Genomic DNA, 15,946 nt, shown 5'->3' on the forward strand with positions numbered 1-15,946 from the left:
AAAATGAATTGATTTTACTAAATCTATTTGCGTAAATATTCTTGCATCACATGACGACAAAGATACATTTCCAGACTGTTTGTAGCTTGTGTAATAATAAAATTAATTTCTTGATTTTTATGTTTTATAATTGCTCTTGGCGAATACCAATATTCTCTTTCTCTATAAATTCCTTTATAATTATCACAAAATAATTTTAATTCTCCTTCTATTTGAGCATTTTCCATAACTAAAATAACACTTTATCCTCTTTTCTCAATTCTTCTAAATAAGCAGCTTTTTCGTCACGATAAAATAAATTCATTGTTTCGAATGGAATTAATTTCAAATCTTTGTTGACAATATGTACGCAAGATTTTTTGACAGCACGAACATCAAAATCATGTGCATCCATAAAATTCATAATGATTATTCGGAACAAATTATCGTAATCTAAATCCAATTCGGGCGCACAAACTTCTGGTAAACAACAAAGTAATTGATTCACTTTTGGCTGCACTTTATCAACAGAAATTCCTGTACTAAAAATGTCTAATAATTGTACTTTCAATTGTTCATCTTGTTCGTATACAATTGTATTTTTTGATTCGTTATTCAACAAATCCGCAGGATTAATATAACGTGTAAGCGGAATTACCTCATCATTCAATTTCAGCATATAACCCATCGCCAAAGCATCTGGATTGCACGGAACTGGAATAATATCATCTGAATTAAAAAGTGGATATTGATCAATAATTTCTTGACGAACTTCTGTCAATGTAATTTTTTCGTGAGCCGAATCATCTCTATTTCTTCCCGCAATTTCGACAGGTTGAAACGTCACGCCACGTACACATTTTTGTTTGAGCGCAAAATCAATAATCTTCCCAATTTCATCAATATTTTTATCTTTTTGCAACACAACAACTAAAGTTGTAGAAAGATTTAATTCATTCAATTTTTCTAAAGCTTTCATTCGAACATCTGTCAAATCTTTTCCTCGAAAATCTTCTAAAACTTCTTTTTTGAACGAATCAAATTGTAAATAAACTTCAAATTCTGGTGCATAAGTCGCTAATTTTTCGGCAAAACCAGGATCATTTGCAATTCTAATTCCGTTTGTATTCAACATCAAATGTTTAATCGGTTTTGACTTGGCTATTTCCATAATCTCAAAAAACTGCGGATGAATCGTCGGTTCGCCACCACTAATTTGCACCACATCTGGTTCGCCTTCATTTTTTACAATTGTGTCAAACATTGCTTCAATCTGCTCCAAACTACGATGAGAACCATAATGTGGCGACGACATGGCATAACAAGTTGGGCATGTCAAATTGCATCGATCCGTCACTTCAACAATTGATAAACACGAATGCTGCTCGTGATCTACACACAAACCGCAATCGTACGGACAACCATATTCGACATCCGTCCCAAAATGCAAAGGCATTTCCGAAGCTTTGTTATAATTTCTGATGTTTTTGTAATAATCGACATCAGTTGCAATTTTAGTTTTGAAGAAACCATGATCTGGACAACGTTTTGTCATAAAAACATTTTCGTCTTCAATGATAATTTTTGCACCAACTCGTTTCAAACATTCTGGGCAAAGGCTTATTGTATAATCGTAATAAGAGTAATTTCTAACTGGCATAGTATGAGTTTGAGTATATAAAATCTTCTATAATAAAATATAGAATAGTTGACATCAAAATGATTAAACTAATAAATGATATAAAAAACAATAACATTAATCGTTTTCGATTAACATTTTTCTGAATTAATTTATAAATTAAAGTAATAAGACTTGAGCCTATAAAAGCTATAAGAATTACAGCTAATACAACAAGAAAAAAAATGAACTCTATAGTTCCTTCACTTATAAAATTTTGTAAAAAAATATATGCTATCATTGGCTACGTCTTACATTCCTCCACAAATCATTCCCGAAATAATAAGTGTTATCAATGCACACATTCCGAAAACCATTAAATAATATTTTGTTTCTTTTCTATGTCCAGAAATTGAGTTAATAATTAGTGAAATTAATGTACCAACAGCACCACCAATAATCGCAATCACTAACAAAATCGCAATGATAATATAAATAAAATCACTTCCAAGACCGCCTTCTGCAAAAATAACTGCGTAGATCATTTTATGTATTTAGGTTTAGTTTGTAATAACTTAAAGATATAATAAATTATGACACAAACGCATGTTAATTGTATAGAACTTAAACCTAAAAATAGTGGATGAATTGGTTTGATAAAATCTAAACAAAAACGAAATAAAAAATAAGCCAGCATAAAGACTTGAAACAAATATCCGGAAGGATAAATATATTTTTTCTGAACGATTTTCAAAACTATCCAAATCAAAATAAGGTAAACAATTTCGTACAATGCAACGGGATGACGCAACAATCCATCACCCAAATCCATTCCGAAAATTGAAGTTGTTTCTATGCCATACGTTTGTTCGTAAACACCTGTTAAAAAGCACCCAATTCGACCAATTATCATCGCTAAAATTAATGGAAAAACAATCAAATCGCCTGTGCTTTCTTTGTGACCAATTATTTTTTTTGTTAACTCAACACCGATTAAACCAAAGGTCAATCCTCCTACAATTGTATTACTTGTCCAGAAAAAGAAAAATTGGTTTTCTGCATCCAAAAAAGCTTGAGGATTTTCTAATGTTCCAATTATTTTGGATCCCAAAAGTGCACCAATTAAAGCGCCAATAATAATCCCGAAAGATTGAATTGTAGACAAACTTGATTTGTTACGTTTTCGAAGAAATGCATAATAACGCATCGCAATAAAAATTCCGACCGATTCGAGAATAGGATGAATTAAGACTGAATGTCCAAAAATTTCGATGGAAACAGGAAAATCTATTGTCACAAATTAATTAGGTTTTGGGTAAATGTAATTGATTTTATAGAAATAAAAAAAGCGATGTTAAACATCGCTTTTCGTTTATATTTTGAAAATTTTCTTATCTAAATTTAGAAAAATCTCTTGGACGTTTTTCTAAGAACGCATTACGACCTTCTACAGCCTCTTCTGTTCCATATGCAAAACGTGTTGTTTCTCCTGCAAAAATTTGTTGTCCAACTAAACCATCGTCTACTAAATTGAAAGCAAATTTCAGCATTTTAATTGCCGTTGGCGATTTCGTTAAAATCTCTTGTGCCCAATCAAAAGCAACTTGTTCTAACTCGTCATGTGGAACAACTAAATTCACCATTCCCATATCGTAAGCCTCTTGTGCAGAGTAATTCAATCCTAAGAAAAAGATTTCACGTGCACGTTTTTGACCAACCTGTTTAGCCAAATAAGCCGAACCGTAACCACCATCAAAAGAAGCTACATCAGCATCCGTTTGTTTGAAAATTGCGTGCTCTTTAGAAGCCAATGTCATATCACAAACCACGTGCAAAGAATGTCCTCCACCTACTGCCCAACCGTTTACCACAGCTACAACAACTTTAGTCGAAAAACGAATCAAACGCTGAACTTCTAAAATATTCAAACGTCCAACACCATCTTGTCCTTCGTAACCTTTTGCACCACGAACACGTTGATCTCCTCCTGAACAAAAAGCCCAACCACCGTCTTTTGCAGACGGCCCTTCTCCTGTCAATAAAATTACACCAACTTCACGATCTTCTTCTGCTAATTGAAAAGCATCTAATAATTCGAAAACAGTTTTCGGACGAAATGCATTACGAACTTCAGGACGATTAAACGCAATACGCATTACACCATCACATTTCTTGAACGTGATATCTTCGTACTCCTTTACCGTTTGCCAATTGATTGTTGCCATTATATATTTTGTTTTTTGATTAAAATTTTCTCAAAAATAAGATTTATTCATTTTTAAAAATAATTTTCAGTTATTAATCTCAAGTTTTTCTGCTCTTTTTCTTCGCAATTCTAATATACGTTGATCTATAATTTCTTAAAATTCTTCTTTAGTCACCTCATTTTTTGCTTTAAGTGGTTTTAATCATCATTGTGTATAAAAAAAGACAATCCGAAAAATACGAATTGCCTTTTTAATTTGAAAAATATTTAAAAGAATTGTTTATTTAAAATCTGCGTCAGAAACGTTTTTATTAATTTCTACTGATTCAATTACTATTTTAGCTGTTTGAGGTCCAGCTTCTGTTAAAATTTCTGTTGGCATTAAAATACCTTCAAACGTTTTATATCCTTTGTTTGTCGTCGTCGCAACCATTTCTCCTTGTGGAGATTTCATTTTTTGCTCAGATTTCATTAACAAACCTGTTTTTACATCATAAAAATCTGTACGAGAAATATCTGCAGCAACAACTTTGTAATATTCAACTCCGTTTTCAGAAACGATTCCTTCTACTTTAGCCGTTTTATACCCTTCTGACAATGGTACAAACAAAGAATTTGTTTTCTTTAAAGGAGCTGTCATTTTAGCTGGTAAATCAAACTTTTGTCCTTGAAAAACAAATCCTTTCTCTCCATCAAAAATTTGTTTAATAATAAGACCTCCAATATTATAACCTACAAAAGTTTTATTAGGAGCAGCAGATTTAGATGTATATTCGCCATTTCTACCCATTGTCTCAATTTTTCCTTTTTGAGCAATCGATTTTACAGCTTTCACTTTGTCCGCACCACCAATAGCTTTAAAATAATTATCTGTAATTTGAGCAACTGAAACTGTTGTAGTTTTTGCACCAGAAGTTGGTTTATCTATTTTATTTCCGAAAGAATCGTAGTAATTAACTGGGTAACCTAACTTTTCTAAAGCTGGAGCAATTTGCTCTAATTTCCCTGTTACATTGATTTTTGCTTGATCTGGACGGAAATATTTTTTCGAAACTCGTAAAACATCATCAATTGTTACAGCATTAATATTTTTGATATAATCTGCATAAAAACTATCTGATAATTGATTTGTTTTTTTAGTTAAAGCTTGACTCGCAACTGTAGAAGGACTTTCTAAAGTCAAAATAAAGTTTCCTAAGAATTTCGCTTTTACATCATTCAACGTTTGTTGATCAATTTTGTTTAACGTCATTCCTTTGATTTCTTTCATCGTCTCAACGATTGCAGAATCAGTTACTTCATTACGAACAGTTGCATTAGTATTGAAACGCCCAACGTAACGAGAATCAGAAACTCCACCACGTGCTCCATATGTCCAACCATGCGCTTCACGAAGATTCATATTTAATTTCGAATTAAAATCTCCCCCTAAAATAGACGACGCAATTAACACAGCATAATAATCTGGATCTTTCTTCGTCAACTGAACTGGATACGAAACCGACACCACAGATTGCACTGCGTTAGGCATATTAATCGCATTTAATTCCGTTTTTGTGACTTCCTCTACTTTTGGAAAAGCTGGAATATTTAATTTTCCTGTTTGCCAAGAATTAAAGTTTTTCTCCGCCAATGCTTTTACATCTTTTGTCGAAATATCTCCAACAACAATCAAATAAGCATTGTTTGGTTTGTAGTAGGTATTGTAGTAATCCTTCACATCTTGCAATGTAATTTTCTCAATTTGGGCTGGTGTATCAAATTCTGAGAAAGGATTATTTTTTCCATAAACTAATATATTCGAAACGCGAGATGCTGCAGCTTCTACAGATTTTTCGTCAGCTTTTAAACCTTCGATGTAACGTTTTTTAACATCAGCAAATTCACTTTCGGTAAAGTTTGGATTCATAGCTCCATCAGCCATATAACCAAAAATCTCGTTAAAGTATTTAGTCAAAGAACTTGCAGAAGCTCCTTCTTCCCAAAAATTAACGCGAGCACCTAAAAACTCAATACGCTTATTGAAATCATCTTTGGATTTTGTTTTTGTTCCTGTTCCCAACATTTCGCCTAACAAAGACTCTGCTCCTTTTTTTGCACCTAATGCAAATGGAGGATTATCGATTGTTAATGTCGCAGAAACTCGTGGTAATTTATGATTTTCAACAACGATAACTGTTAAACCATTTTTTAATTTGAATTCGTTCGATTTTCCTAAATTAACCGTTGGTGCTGGACCTGGTTTTGGCATTGGAATCGCCACTTGTGCATTTAAGCTAACTGCCATAAAAGCGATTGCAAGAGATAATATTTTTGTTTTCATAATTCGGTTGTTTTTTATTTTGCAGCTTTTTTAGATTCTGGTAAATAATGAATAATTACACGTTGGTTTTTGTTTAGATACTTTTTAGCAACATTGCGAATATCTTCTCTTGTTACAGATTGATAAATTTTCAATTCTTCGTTGATTTTATTTGTATCTCCGCCCAACATATAAGCATCCGCTAAAGCATGTGCAATGTTTTGAACACCCGATTTTGAAGCCACAAAACTATTTTCAATTCCATTTAAGATTTTTTGGTAATCCTCTTCAGAAATCAAATTTGTTTGAACTTTTTCTATATCTTGTTGTAAATCTCCTTCTAATTTATCCAAAGAAACTTCTCCTTGTGGTAAAATTCCGATTGAATAAATTCCGTAATCTTCCATTTGACGATTAAAAGCAAATATTTGTAATGCTTCTTTTTTCTCGTCAACATATTTTTTATATAAAACTGATGATTTTCCACCTGTTAAATAGCTTGATAACATTTCTAATGCATAAGCATCTTTTGATTTGTTATCTGGCGTACGATAATTAATCGCCAATAAAGGAATCTGAATATTTGCATCATATTCTGTTGCACGAATTTCTGATGTAATTGGGTCTTCCTTCACAACAGTTTTCACAACATCTTTTCCTCTTGGAATTACACCAAAATATTTCTCAATTAATTTCTTAGCTTCGTCTTTATTAAAATCACCCGCAACAACTAATACAGCATTATTTGGCACATAAAAAGTTTGACTAAAGTGTTTGAAATCATCTAATTTAGCATTACTCAAATCCTCAAAAGAACCAATTACACTCCAACGGTAAGGATGTTTTTTGAAAACGTGAGGATTAACTGCTTCTCCGTACGAAAATTTACCATAAGGTTGATTATCTAAACGAGAACGTTTTTCTTCTTTTACAACTTCTTTTTGTGTATCAACACCAATTTGATTAATAATTGGTTGACGCAAACGATCAGATTCCATCCATAACCCTAATTCTAAATTATTTGATGGAAAAGTTTCGTAATAATATGTTCTATCTGTTGTTGTATTCGCATTGTTAGAACCTCCGTGAGAAGAAACAATTTTGAACCATTCTCCTCTTTTGATGTTCTCTGTTCCTTCGAATAATAAATGCTCAAAAAAGTGCGCAAAACCTGTTTTTCCAACTTGCTCATCTTTCGAACCTACGTGATACATAACGCCTGTTGTAATAACTGGGGCAGAATTATCTTGATGAAGGATAACATGCAATCCGTTTGGTAGAGTATACTCATCAAATTTTATTTGCTGACCAAATAACGCTGATCCTGCAAATAAGATAGACATAAAAATTTTCTTCATTTAGTAGTTTTTAAGTTTTTTATCTATTATGCTTATGTAACATTAGTAGCAGTTTTTTTGAAAATGTTACACCAAATTTGCATAATAATTAAAAAAAGTAAAATAATACACGTCTATTGATTTAGTAGGCATTTGTATTAATTTACAACAATATTTCATAATATACCTATAGTAATTGTTATTGTATTTGCTATAGATTTGTAAAAATCGAGAGAAAAAAAAATGGATTTTATAGAGTTTTTTGGTTTTGTAGGCGCCTTCTTCATCGGACTAATTATGGGAGTTCTTGGTGGTGGTGGATCTATTTTAGCCGTTCCTATTTTAGCGTATATTTTTCATTTCGACGAAAAAATTGCTACTGCTTATTCATTATGCATCGTTGGATCAACAGGATTGATTGGAGGAATAAAGCAAGCTTCGCAAAAAATGGTTGATTGGAAAGTCGTTTTTCAATTTGGATTACCAGCTGTTGTTGGAATTACATTGGTTCGGGCATTTTTAATTCCTGCTCTACCAAGTAATTTATTTTCTATAGGCGATTTTATCGTCACACGTCGAATGGCAATGTTTGGTTTATTCGCTATTCTAATGGTTTTCGCAGCTATTTCTATGTTAAAAGGCAAGAAAGAAGAGCAAATTGATCAGAAAAATGATAAGCTAAATCCTGTCTTATTAATTCAAGGATTTTTAATCGGAGGATTAACAGGAATGGTTGGTGCTGGCGGAGGTTTTTTGATTGTTCCGGCATTAATGATGGTTGCAAAATTAGATATGAAAAGAGCTTCGGCAACTTCATTGGTAATTATTGCCATCAATTCACTTATCGGATTTTTTATTGGTGACGCTTTACACATCAAAATTGATTGGAGTTTCTTGAGTGTTTTCATTGGAATTTCTATGGTTGGAATTCTTGTCGGAACCTACATCAACAAATTTTTACCTGTGCAATTTCTAAAGCGAACATTTGCTATCTTCATTATTTTAATGGCAATTTTTATGTTCATCGAAGAATTTATAATTCAATAATTTAAAGTATGGAACTGAACGAAAATTTTTGGAACGATAAATACATCACAAATCAAACTGGTTGGGATTTAAAAGCTCCTTCTACTCCGCTAAAAGAGTATATCGATCAATTAGAAAATAAAAATATCCGTATTTTAATTCCTGGTTGTGGAAATGCTTATGAAGCAGAATATCTTTTGGAACAAGGTTTTACGAATATTACATTGATTGACATTTCGGAAATTGTAGTCGAAAAAATTAAAGAAAAATTTAAACATAATCCCAATATCAAAGTTCTTCATCAAGACTTTTTTGAGTTAGATGGTGAGTTTGATTTGATTTTAGAACAAACTTTTTTCTGTGCGTTAGATCCAAAATTACGTCAAAGTTATAGCATCAAAATGAATGAACTACTAGCCAAAAACGGAAAATTAGTTGGTGTATTATTCAACAGAGAATTCGGAAATGACACGCCACCTTTTGGAGGTGATAAAACTGAATATCAGACGTATTTCAACGATTATTTTGATTTCAAAGTCATGGAAAATTGTTACAATTCTATTCCACCAAGAGCAAAAACTGAATTATTTATTAATCTAAAAAAGATTGCCAAATAACCTATGATTTCATTCATAAATTTTAGGCTAACTATCAATCTTATTTGAGTTTAAATAGAAGAAAAGTATCAGAATTCATCCATCAGAGGAAAATTCTAAATTTAAATATTTGTATTTTTACACACTAAATCATTCTTATGAAAATTGAACAAATTTACACCGGATGTCTTGCGCAAGGTGCTTATTATATAGAAAGCAACGGCGAAGTTGCAATTATTGATCCATTGAGAGAAACACAATCTTACATCGATCAAGCAACAAAAGACAATACAAAAATCAAATACATTTTCGAGACGCATTTCCATGCAGATTTCGTTTCTGGACATGTAGATTTAGCGCAAAAAACTGGTGCTACAATTATTTATGGACCAACTGCAGAGCCAAATTTTGATGCACATATCGCAACAGATGGCGAAGTTTTTTCTTTAGGAAATATCACCATTACAGCTTTGCACACGCCAGGTCACACGATGGAAAGTACAACGTATTTATTGAAAGATGAAAACGGTAAAGATTATGCAATTTTTACAGGAGATACTTTATTTATTGGTGATGTTGGTCGTCCAGATTTAGCTCAAAAATTAAATACAGATTTAACGCAAGAAAAATTAGCCGGTTATTTATTTGACTCTTTACGAAACAAAATTATGCCTTTAGCTAATGATATTATCGTGTATCCTGCACATGGAGCGGGTTCTGCTTGTGGAAAAAACATGAGTAAAGAAACTTTTGATTCGTTAGGACATCAAAAAGAAGTGAATTATGCTTTGAATCCTACTATGACAAAAGAGGAATTTATTACTGAATTAACTTCAGGATTAATGCCGCCTCCATTCTATTTTCCAGAAAATGTGATGATGAATAAATTGGGTGTTGAATCTCTGGATGTAGTAAAAGAACGTGCAAATAAAGCTTTATCTCCTGACGAATTTATTCAAGTTGCGGAAGATACAAATGCTTTAATTTTAGATGTTCGCGACCCGCAAACTTTCGCAGCAGGATTTATTCCAAATTCTATCAATATCGGAATTAGAGGAAATTTTGCACCATGGGTTGGTACATTAATTACAGATATCAAACAACCAATTTTGTTAATTGCAGAAATTGGTGAAGAAGAGGAAGCAGTAACACGTTTGGCTCGCGTCGGATACGACAATGTAATCGGATTTTTGAACAATGGTTTCCAAGCTTGGGTTGAAGCTGAAAAAGATTTCGATGAAATTGTTTCGGTTTCTCCAGAAGAGTTTGTAGAATTAGTTGACGAAACTGAATTAAAAGTTTTGGACGTTCGTAAACCAGGTGAATACGAAACTTCTCACGTAGAAGGTGCAATTACAGCTCCATTAGATTTTATCAATGAATCAATGAAATTAATCGATCCAGAGGAAACCTATTTAGTACATTGTGCAGGAGGATATCGTTCGATGATTTTCACTTCAATTTTACGCGCTCGTGGTTTCGAAAATTTGATTGACGTTGCTGGAGGTTTTGGTAAAATAAAAGAAGTTGAAGGTGTTAAAATTGTAGAAGGAACTTCTCCTTGTCAATCAGGAAATAATTCTTGTTCAACGAAATAAACAATTTATTTTAAATAATAACGTTATAGCCTTGGGATAATCAAGGCTTTTTTTATATTCGTCATCTAAATTCATCCAATGAAAAAATTGTTATTCATCGCCTCTCTTTTTACATGTATTACCGCTTTTGCTCAACAGAAAATACATGGAGCTGAATCATTTGCGTTAACTATTCCGAAAGATTTTCAGCGTACAGTTGGGTTAAATGATTATGCAACTATTCAGTTTGAAAGTCTTGCTCCAAAGCCAAATTCGTATGGTTTTGTGATTTTTGAACACAAAGATGAATTAAAATTAGCAGATTCTAATTTGGATATGATTGATTATACGCTAAATTCTATCGAGCCATATAAAACACAAAAAGGGTTTAATTACATCAAAAAACCTTATGTTGCCTACGAACAGGGATTCAATTATGCCTATACCGAATTTGAAACAAATGATCCCGAATCTGGACATATTTATTTCCTACAAACTGTAATCGAAACGAAAGAATTTGTCTATCAGATTTTACAATATTGCAGTTTCGAAAATCAAGAAATAATGAAAAGCGATTTTGTCAAAATTGTAAATAGCTTCAAAGTAGAATAATCATAAAAAAACCTTCCTATTTCGGAAGGTTTTTGTTTTTTTGTTCTATCCAAAGTGACATATATTTTGTACTTTGATGATGATGATGTTGCAAAATTTGACCAATAAAATTTAGATTTCGATGTTGGATTAAATTTTCTTCAATCGATTTAACTTTCTCTAAAAAATCAGCTTCAAATTTAGTTTTATTGTAATTTTCGTTCAGAATTTTGATTCCATTTTGTTGAGCAATTTTCCACTCTTTCTCGTCATTGTAAAGCAAAACAGCTTTCTCTACAAACGCTTCGAAATCATCTTCTACAAAGCCATTCCAATCAAAATTATCTTTCATTGCTTCTGCTCCAATCGTTGTCGTAACCGAGGGAGTTCCTGTTTGCATTGCATCAACAAATTTTCCTTTTACACCTGCACCAAAATTAATCGGAGCCAACAAAACTTTGTAATTTGACATCGTTTCTTGTGCATTTTCAGCTCTATTTTTGATAAAAAATCGTTCGGAAGGATTATTCAATTGCAAAACTTTTTGCGTTGCATAAGCACCATAAATATGTAATTCAGCTTTTGGAAATTTCTTTCTCAGAATTGGCCAAACTTCTTTTTTTAAGGTCTGAACACAATTGAAATTAGGTTCATGAATAAAATTTCCGATAAACATAAAATGTTCTCTTTCTTCAAAATTTTTCCAAGAATTGATTTTTTCTTCTGTAATTTCATTTTCTAAAAAAGGTAAATAATACAAGATTTTTTCATCAATCTTAAATTGATTTTGTAAAATTTCAATTTCCTTTTTCGAAATCATCAACGATAAATCACAACGTAAAATAGAAGCTATTTCTCGTTTTGCTAAATCAGAAAATAATAAATCTTCTCTAAATTCTATTCCTTTTTTAGTTGCTTCTTGTCGCGCATTTCGTAGAAAATGTAAATCTTCTGTATCCAAAATCTTCAACGCATTTGGACATTCTTTCGAAACGCGCCAACCATATTGTTCTTCAATCATAAAACGATCAAAAAGAACAATTTCAGGATTTAATTCTTTAACAAAATCATCAAAACTTTCATCATTTAACTGAATTTCAACTTCATTTACTCCTTTCGAAATCAAATCAAAACTATAATCAGATTTTGAAGCAGCACACGCAAAAGTTATCTCAAACTCAGCTTTTTTGAAACAATCAATTAACTGAATCATTCGAGTTCCTGCCGCAGAAGAAGTTGGTTCTGGCCAAACTTGACCAATGATTAAAAGTTTTTTCATCCCACAAAATTACGCTTTCTGTTTGTTAATCGGAAGATTAAATATTATGCGCCCAATTGGCTTATTTTAATGTAAATTTGCAGCTAAAATTATATAAAATGTCTTATCAAACTGTTTTTGAAGAATTTTTCGAACAAGTAAAATCAAGTATCAAAGAAGGAACTTTTGCAAAATTGACAATGGCCAAAACTATTGGAGATACTGATCTTAAAAATATTTTTGTTCGTTTACATCTTTTAGAAAATAATGAGTACAATTTTGCCTTCACTTTTCGTTATAAAACTGAAGAAGTTGAACAATTTCATAGTGTTGACCAGACTTTTTTGATTTTGAGTTCTTACATCAAAAATCCATTTACAAACGCTTTATTATTTACAACTGAAAAAGATTTGATTTTTAAAGTGAACAAAAAGAATGCTGCAAGTTTGACGGAACAAGCACCAACTTTCAAACACGCATCGGATGTGATGTTAGAAATGATTGAAAAGAAAATCATTTAATACACGATTTTTTACATTCAATCTTTAAACAATATAATTTCGTAAATTTGGATTTAATATTTTTCGAAAAATGCTTGGATTAAAACTTTTGACAGACCCACGTTGGGCTGATATTGCGGAAAGAAATTTAGAAGAAATTTTAACGGATCATGCGTGGTGTGAGCAAAAAGCGGCAACAAATGCAATTACAATGATTGCGTATAATTCTGAACATGACGAATTTATTCAGGAAATGTCAGATATTGCCATCGAAGAAATGCAACATTTCAAAATGGTTGTAGAAATTATCGAGCGTCGTGGATACAAATTAGGTCGCGAGCGCAAAGATGATTACGTTGGTCAGTTGATGAAATTTTGTAAAAAAGATGGTTCTCGTAATATGGCTTTTGTGGATCGTTTGTTATTTGCAGCGATGATTGAAGCCAGGAGTTGTGAACGTTTCAGAACATTATCTCAAAATATTAATGACGAAGAATTAGCAAAATTTTACTATGATTTGATGGTTTCGGAAGCAAATCATTACACAACTTTCTTAAATTTTGCACGAAAACTTTCCACTGATGTTGATGTGGACAAACGTTGGAAAGAATGGTTAGATTTTGAAGGAAATTTGATTCAATCTTACGGAAATAAAGAAGCGATACACGGATAGAATTTAGATAATAAAAAAGTGAAATCAAGGTTTGATTTCACTTTTTTATTCGACATAAATCAATCGACAAGGAACGTCCAAATCTTCCGTCAAATAATAACTACAACACAAGCGATGATAACCATCTGCAATGATTAATTCGTTTGCAGATCGCACCAACAAAATTGGAGAAAGCTTTTTATTTGCTTTTATTTTTTTGAAATTCTCTTGAACATGCCTATTCTTCAAAGGAAGTAAACTCAATTTACTCGCTCTGAAAATGTCTTTGGATTTTTTTATGATTGTTTCAGCTTCCGATAATTTATTTACAAGCGAAGCAGCTATTTCGGGCTTAAAAATTAATTCCAAATAATCTTGCGCAGCGGGAAAATCGTGCTCTTCTGGTTCATCTAACCAAATATTTTTGTCATCTGTTATGTTTTTCATTCTAATTAAAATTGATAGGTTTTTATAATTTTATCATCTAATAATTGTTTCATCAACATTTTATGTTGTTTACTTTTACCTCTAACCAACCAAGTTGTAGAAACATTTCCATCTGTAGCATGTTGCTTAGCAACAGAAAATTTTAAATCAAATTTTTTAAATAATGTTTGACAATATTCATATTCTTCTTTCGACTTTGTTAGAATTGTATAATTTTTAATTTTATGGTAATCATCAATATAATTTTGAAGATAAGTTAATCCAACCAAAATAATCAAAACGATAACACTTCCCAATAAACCTAAATAAACATAACCCGCGCCAATGCACATTCCCAACGACGCAGTCGCCCAAATAGTAGTTGCGGTCGTAATTCCTGCAACTTTATTATCGTCCTTAAAAATTACTCCGGCTCCTAGAAATCCAATTCCCGTGATGATATTTGCTGCCAATCGATCTGGATTTTCTACTCCAATTCGGATCGAAAGAATTGTGAACAAACAAGATCCAAAACTAACTAAAATGAATGTTCTTAATCCGGCAGATTTGTTGCGATATTCTCTTTCCGTACCGATCAAAACGCCAATTATAATCGATATACAAATTAAAATCAAATCATTTTGAACCGATTTTGCTAAAAATTCTTCCATAACAGAATATATACATTAAATATACAAATTTGATCTTTTATTAACTATCCTACATCAATTTAAATCTAAAATTCTATACGTAAATTTGACTAAATCTAAAATAGTATGGAATTAGGAATAGGAATGTTTGGCGATCTACATATTGATCCTAAAACTGGTTATACGCAAACTCCTCAACAACGTATGAGCGAGATTATAGAAGAAGTAAAATTGATGGACGAAATTGGATTAGATTTCTTTGGAATTGGAGAGCATCATCGTCCTGATTATGCAGTTTCATCTCCAGAAATTATTTTGGCTGCTTTGTCTACAGTTACAAAAAATATTAAGTTGGGAAGTGCCGTTTCTGTCATCAGTTCTACAGATCCTGTAAAGTTATATCAAGATTTTGCAAGTGTTGACAATTTATCGAATGGTCGTGCTGAAATTATAGCTGGACGCGGTTCATTCATCGAATCTTTCCCTCTTTTCGGTTATGATTTAAACGATTACGATGCTCTTTTTGATGAAAAACTTCGTTTACTTTTAGATTTAAATAATAACGAAGTAATCAATTGGCGCGGAAATTTTAGAATGCCAATTATTAATCAAAGTGTTTATCCAAAACCTGTGCAAGAAAAACTACCTATTTGGATTGCTGTTGGCGGAACAAAATCATCAATTGTACGTGCTGCAACATTAGGTTTACCTATTATTTTTGCGATTATTGGAGGCAATCCAGCCGATTTTAACTATCTGTTCGAAATTTATAAACAAGTTTATATCGAAAATGGTCATGATATTAAAACGATGCAAATTGGCGTTCACATGCACTCTTTTTTTGGAGAGGATAGCGAAAAAGTTGCTGAAGAATATTTTCCAATTTATGGTGCACAAATGAATAGAATTGGAGCAAGTAGAGGTTGGCCAAAATATACAAAACCACAGTTTGACTATGGACGTTCTACGAATGGACATTTGATTGTTGGAGACGCTTCTTTAGCGGTTGATCGTATTTTGAAATATCAAGAAATGTTTGGTTTAACTCGCTTTTCTGCTCATATGGATGTTGGAGCACCAAATCATTTGGATATGATGAAATCTATCGAAATTTTTGGGAAAGATATTTTACCAAAAGTTAAAGAGGCAACAAAATAAATTTTAAATATACTGACAAAAGACACGAATCGTTTTCGTGTCTTTTTTTATTTTCGTTAAAATTGAATGA

17 protein-coding genes are annotated in these 15,946 nt (G+C 32.0%); 7 read left to right on the forward strand and 10 right to left on the reverse strand.

Going from position 1 to position 15,946, the window contains the following annotated elements; genetic code table 11:
* Nucleotides 1–23 precede the first annotated feature (23 nt).
* The 7 genes from B4A23_RS01725 to B4A23_RS01755 form a co-directional block, all read right to left on the reverse strand.
* Nucleotides 24–227, reverse strand: coding sequence for a hypothetical protein (locus tag B4A23_RS01725; protein ID WP_291116122.1), 204 nt, complete (start codon nucleotides 225–227; stop codon nucleotides 24–26).
* 2 nt (nucleotides 228–229) lie between these two features.
* The gene (locus tag B4A23_RS01730; RefSeq protein ID WP_291116124.1) at nucleotides 230–1,639 is read right to left on the reverse strand and encodes a radical SAM protein; all 1,410 of its coding nucleotides are present in this window, start codon (nucleotides 1,637–1,639) and stop codon (nucleotides 230–232) included.
* Between the two features lie 269 nt (nucleotides 1,640–1,908).
* Nucleotides 1,909–2,142, reverse strand: a complete 234-nt coding sequence (locus B4A23_RS01735; RefSeq protein ID WP_286500865.1) for a hypothetical protein — start codon at nucleotides 2,140–2,142, stop codon at nucleotides 1,909–1,911.
* Nucleotides 2,139–2,894 carry a prolipoprotein diacylglyceryl transferase gene (locus B4A23_RS01740; RefSeq protein ID WP_291116127.1) on the reverse strand — a complete coding sequence of 252 codons (756 nt, stop codon included), beginning with the start codon at nucleotides 2,892–2,894 and terminating at the stop codon, nucleotides 2,139–2,141. Before B4A23_RS01740 ends, B4A23_RS01735 begins: the two co-directional genes overlap by 4 nt.
* Nucleotides 2,895–2,988: 94 nt before the next feature.
* Nucleotides 2,989–3,822, reverse strand: a complete 834-nt coding sequence (locus B4A23_RS01745) for a 1,4-dihydroxy-2-naphthoyl-CoA synthase (RefSeq protein ID WP_125350193.1) — start codon at nucleotides 3,820–3,822, stop codon at nucleotides 2,989–2,991.
* Between the two features lie 261 nt (nucleotides 3,823–4,083).
* On the reverse strand, nucleotides 4,084–6,126 hold the full coding sequence (locus B4A23_RS01750) for a M16 family metallopeptidase (protein WP_291116130.1): 2,043 nt from the start codon (nucleotides 6,124–6,126) through the stop codon (nucleotides 4,084–4,086).
* Nucleotides 6,127–6,140: 14 nt separating this feature from the next.
* The gene (locus B4A23_RS01755; RefSeq protein WP_180906235.1) at nucleotides 6,141–7,463 is read right to left on the reverse strand and encodes a M16 family metallopeptidase; all 1,323 of its coding nucleotides are present in this window, start codon (nucleotides 7,461–7,463) and stop codon (nucleotides 6,141–6,143) included.
* Nucleotides 7,464–7,685: 222 nt separating this feature from the next.
* On the opposite strand from B4A23_RS01755, the gene B4A23_RS01760 reads away from it, so the two are divergent.
* The 4 genes from B4A23_RS01760 to B4A23_RS01775 all read left to right on the forward strand — a co-directional run bounded on the left by B4A23_RS01760 (nucleotide 7,686) and on the right by B4A23_RS01775 (nucleotide 11,253).
* Nucleotides 7,686–8,489, forward strand: coding sequence for a sulfite exporter TauE/SafE family protein (locus tag B4A23_RS01760; RefSeq protein WP_180906234.1), 804 nt, complete (start codon nucleotides 7,686–7,688; stop codon nucleotides 8,487–8,489).
* 8 nt (nucleotides 8,490–8,497) lie between these two features.
* A complete protein-coding gene (locus tag B4A23_RS01765) occupies nucleotides 8,498–9,085 on the forward strand; it encodes a methyltransferase domain-containing protein (RefSeq protein ID WP_291116133.1) in 588 nt (195 codons plus the stop codon).
* A gap of 137 nt (nucleotides 9,086–9,222) precedes the next feature.
* On the forward strand, nucleotides 9,223–10,662 hold the full coding sequence (locus tag B4A23_RS01770) for an MBL fold metallo-hydrolase (protein ID WP_291116136.1): 1,440 nt from the start codon (nucleotides 9,223–9,225) through the stop codon (nucleotides 10,660–10,662).
* 78 nt (nucleotides 10,663–10,740) lie between these two features.
* The gene (locus tag B4A23_RS01775) at nucleotides 10,741–11,253 is read left to right on the forward strand and encodes a hypothetical protein (protein WP_180906231.1); all 513 of its coding nucleotides are present in this window, start codon (nucleotides 10,741–10,743) and stop codon (nucleotides 11,251–11,253) included.
* Nucleotides 11,254–11,269: 16 nt separating this feature from the next.
* Here the strand turns inward: B4A23_RS01775 and B4A23_RS01780 are convergent, their stop codons facing one another.
* A complete protein-coding gene (locus B4A23_RS01780) occupies nucleotides 11,270–12,511 on the reverse strand; it encodes a glycosyltransferase (RefSeq protein WP_291116139.1) in 1,242 nt (413 codons plus the stop codon).
* 98 nt (nucleotides 12,512–12,609) lie between these two features.
* Between B4A23_RS01780 and B4A23_RS01785 the strand changes: the two genes are divergently transcribed.
* Together B4A23_RS01785 and B4A23_RS01790 are read left to right on the forward strand one after the other, a co-directional pair.
* Nucleotides 12,610–13,011 carry a hypothetical protein gene (locus B4A23_RS01785; protein ID WP_180906228.1) on the forward strand — a complete coding sequence of 134 codons (402 nt, stop codon included), beginning with the start codon at nucleotides 12,610–12,612 and terminating at the stop codon, nucleotides 13,009–13,011.
* Between the two features lie 70 nt (nucleotides 13,012–13,081).
* Nucleotides 13,082–13,663, forward strand: coding sequence for a tRNA-(ms[2]io[6]A)-hydroxylase (locus B4A23_RS01790; RefSeq protein ID WP_115001228.1), 582 nt, complete (start codon nucleotides 13,082–13,084; stop codon nucleotides 13,661–13,663).
* Between the two features lie 45 nt (nucleotides 13,664–13,708).
* On the opposite strand, the gene B4A23_RS01795 is transcribed toward B4A23_RS01790, so the two are convergent.
* Nucleotides 13,709–14,089 carry a hypothetical protein gene (locus B4A23_RS01795; RefSeq protein WP_291116142.1) on the reverse strand — a complete coding sequence of 127 codons (381 nt, stop codon included), beginning with the start codon at nucleotides 14,087–14,089 and terminating at the stop codon, nucleotides 13,709–13,711.
* Nucleotides 14,090–14,094: 5 nt separating this feature from the next.
* Nucleotides 14,095–14,739: an MgtC/SapB family protein gene (locus B4A23_RS01800; RefSeq protein WP_291077749.1), complete on the reverse strand. Its 645-nt coding sequence runs from the start codon at nucleotides 14,737–14,739 to the stop codon at nucleotides 14,095–14,097.
* Between the two features lie 105 nt (nucleotides 14,740–14,844).
* Between B4A23_RS01800 and B4A23_RS01805 the strand changes: the two genes are divergently transcribed.
* Complete coding sequence (locus B4A23_RS01805) at nucleotides 14,845–15,876, forward strand: LLM class flavin-dependent oxidoreductase (RefSeq protein ID WP_291077747.1); 1,032 nt, start codon at nucleotides 14,845–14,847, stop codon at nucleotides 15,874–15,876.
* Nucleotides 15,877–15,946: the final 70 nt, after the last annotated feature.

Source organism: Empedobacter sp. UBA7248, assembly GCF_002472945.1.
Taxonomy (GTDB): Bacteria; Bacteroidota; Bacteroidia; order Flavobacteriales; family Weeksellaceae; genus Empedobacter; species Empedobacter falsenii_C.

Bases quoted from the DNA above. Each gene is read 5' to 3' on its own strand.
- B4A23_RS01725 (WP_291116122.1), bottom strand. From the start codon at position 227: ATGGAAAATGCTCAAATAGAAGGAGAATTAAAATTATTTTGTGATAAT.
- B4A23_RS01730 (WP_291116124.1), bottom strand. From the start codon at position 1,639: ATGCCAGTTAGAAATTACTCTTATTACGATTATACAATAAGCCTTTGC.
- B4A23_RS01735 (WP_286500865.1), bottom strand. From the start codon at position 2,142: ATGATCTACGCAGTTATTTTTGCAGAAGGCGGTCTTGGAAGTGATTTT.
- B4A23_RS01745 (WP_125350193.1), bottom strand. From the start codon at position 3,822: ATGGCAACAATCAATTGGCAAACGGTAAAGGAGTACGAAGATATCACG.
- B4A23_RS01750 (WP_291116130.1), bottom strand. From the start codon at position 6,126: ATGAAAACAAAAATATTATCTCTTGCAATCGCTTTTATGGCAGTTAGC.
- B4A23_RS01755 (WP_180906235.1), bottom strand. From the start codon at position 7,463: ATGAAGAAAATTTTTATGTCTATCTTATTTGCAGGATCAGCGTTATTT.
- B4A23_RS01760 (WP_180906234.1), top strand. From the start codon at position 7,686: ATGGATTTTATAGAGTTTTTTGGTTTTGTAGGCGCCTTCTTCATCGGA.
- B4A23_RS01765 (WP_291116133.1), top strand. From the start codon at position 8,498: ATGGAACTGAACGAAAATTTTTGGAACGATAAATACATCACAAATCAA.
- B4A23_RS01770 (WP_291116136.1), top strand. From the start codon at position 9,223: ATGAAAATTGAACAAATTTACACCGGATGTCTTGCGCAAGGTGCTTAT.
- B4A23_RS01775 (WP_180906231.1), top strand. From the start codon at position 10,741: ATGAAAAAATTGTTATTCATCGCCTCTCTTTTTACATGTATTACCGCT.
- B4A23_RS01780 (WP_291116139.1), bottom strand. From the start codon at position 12,511: ATGAAAAAACTTTTAATCATTGGTCAAGTTTGGCCAGAACCAACTTCT.
- B4A23_RS01785 (WP_180906228.1), top strand. From the start codon at position 12,610: ATGTCTTATCAAACTGTTTTTGAAGAATTTTTCGAACAAGTAAAATCA.
- B4A23_RS01790 (WP_115001228.1), top strand. From the start codon at position 13,082: ATGCTTGGATTAAAACTTTTGACAGACCCACGTTGGGCTGATATTGCG.
- B4A23_RS01795 (WP_291116142.1), bottom strand. From the start codon at position 14,089: ATGAAAAACATAACAGATGACAAAAATATTTGGTTAGATGAACCAGAA.
- B4A23_RS01800 (WP_291077749.1), bottom strand. From the start codon at position 14,739: ATGGAAGAATTTTTAGCAAAATCGGTTCAAAATGATTTGATTTTAATT.
- B4A23_RS01805 (WP_291077747.1), top strand. From the start codon at position 14,845: ATGGAATTAGGAATAGGAATGTTTGGCGATCTACATATTGATCCTAAA.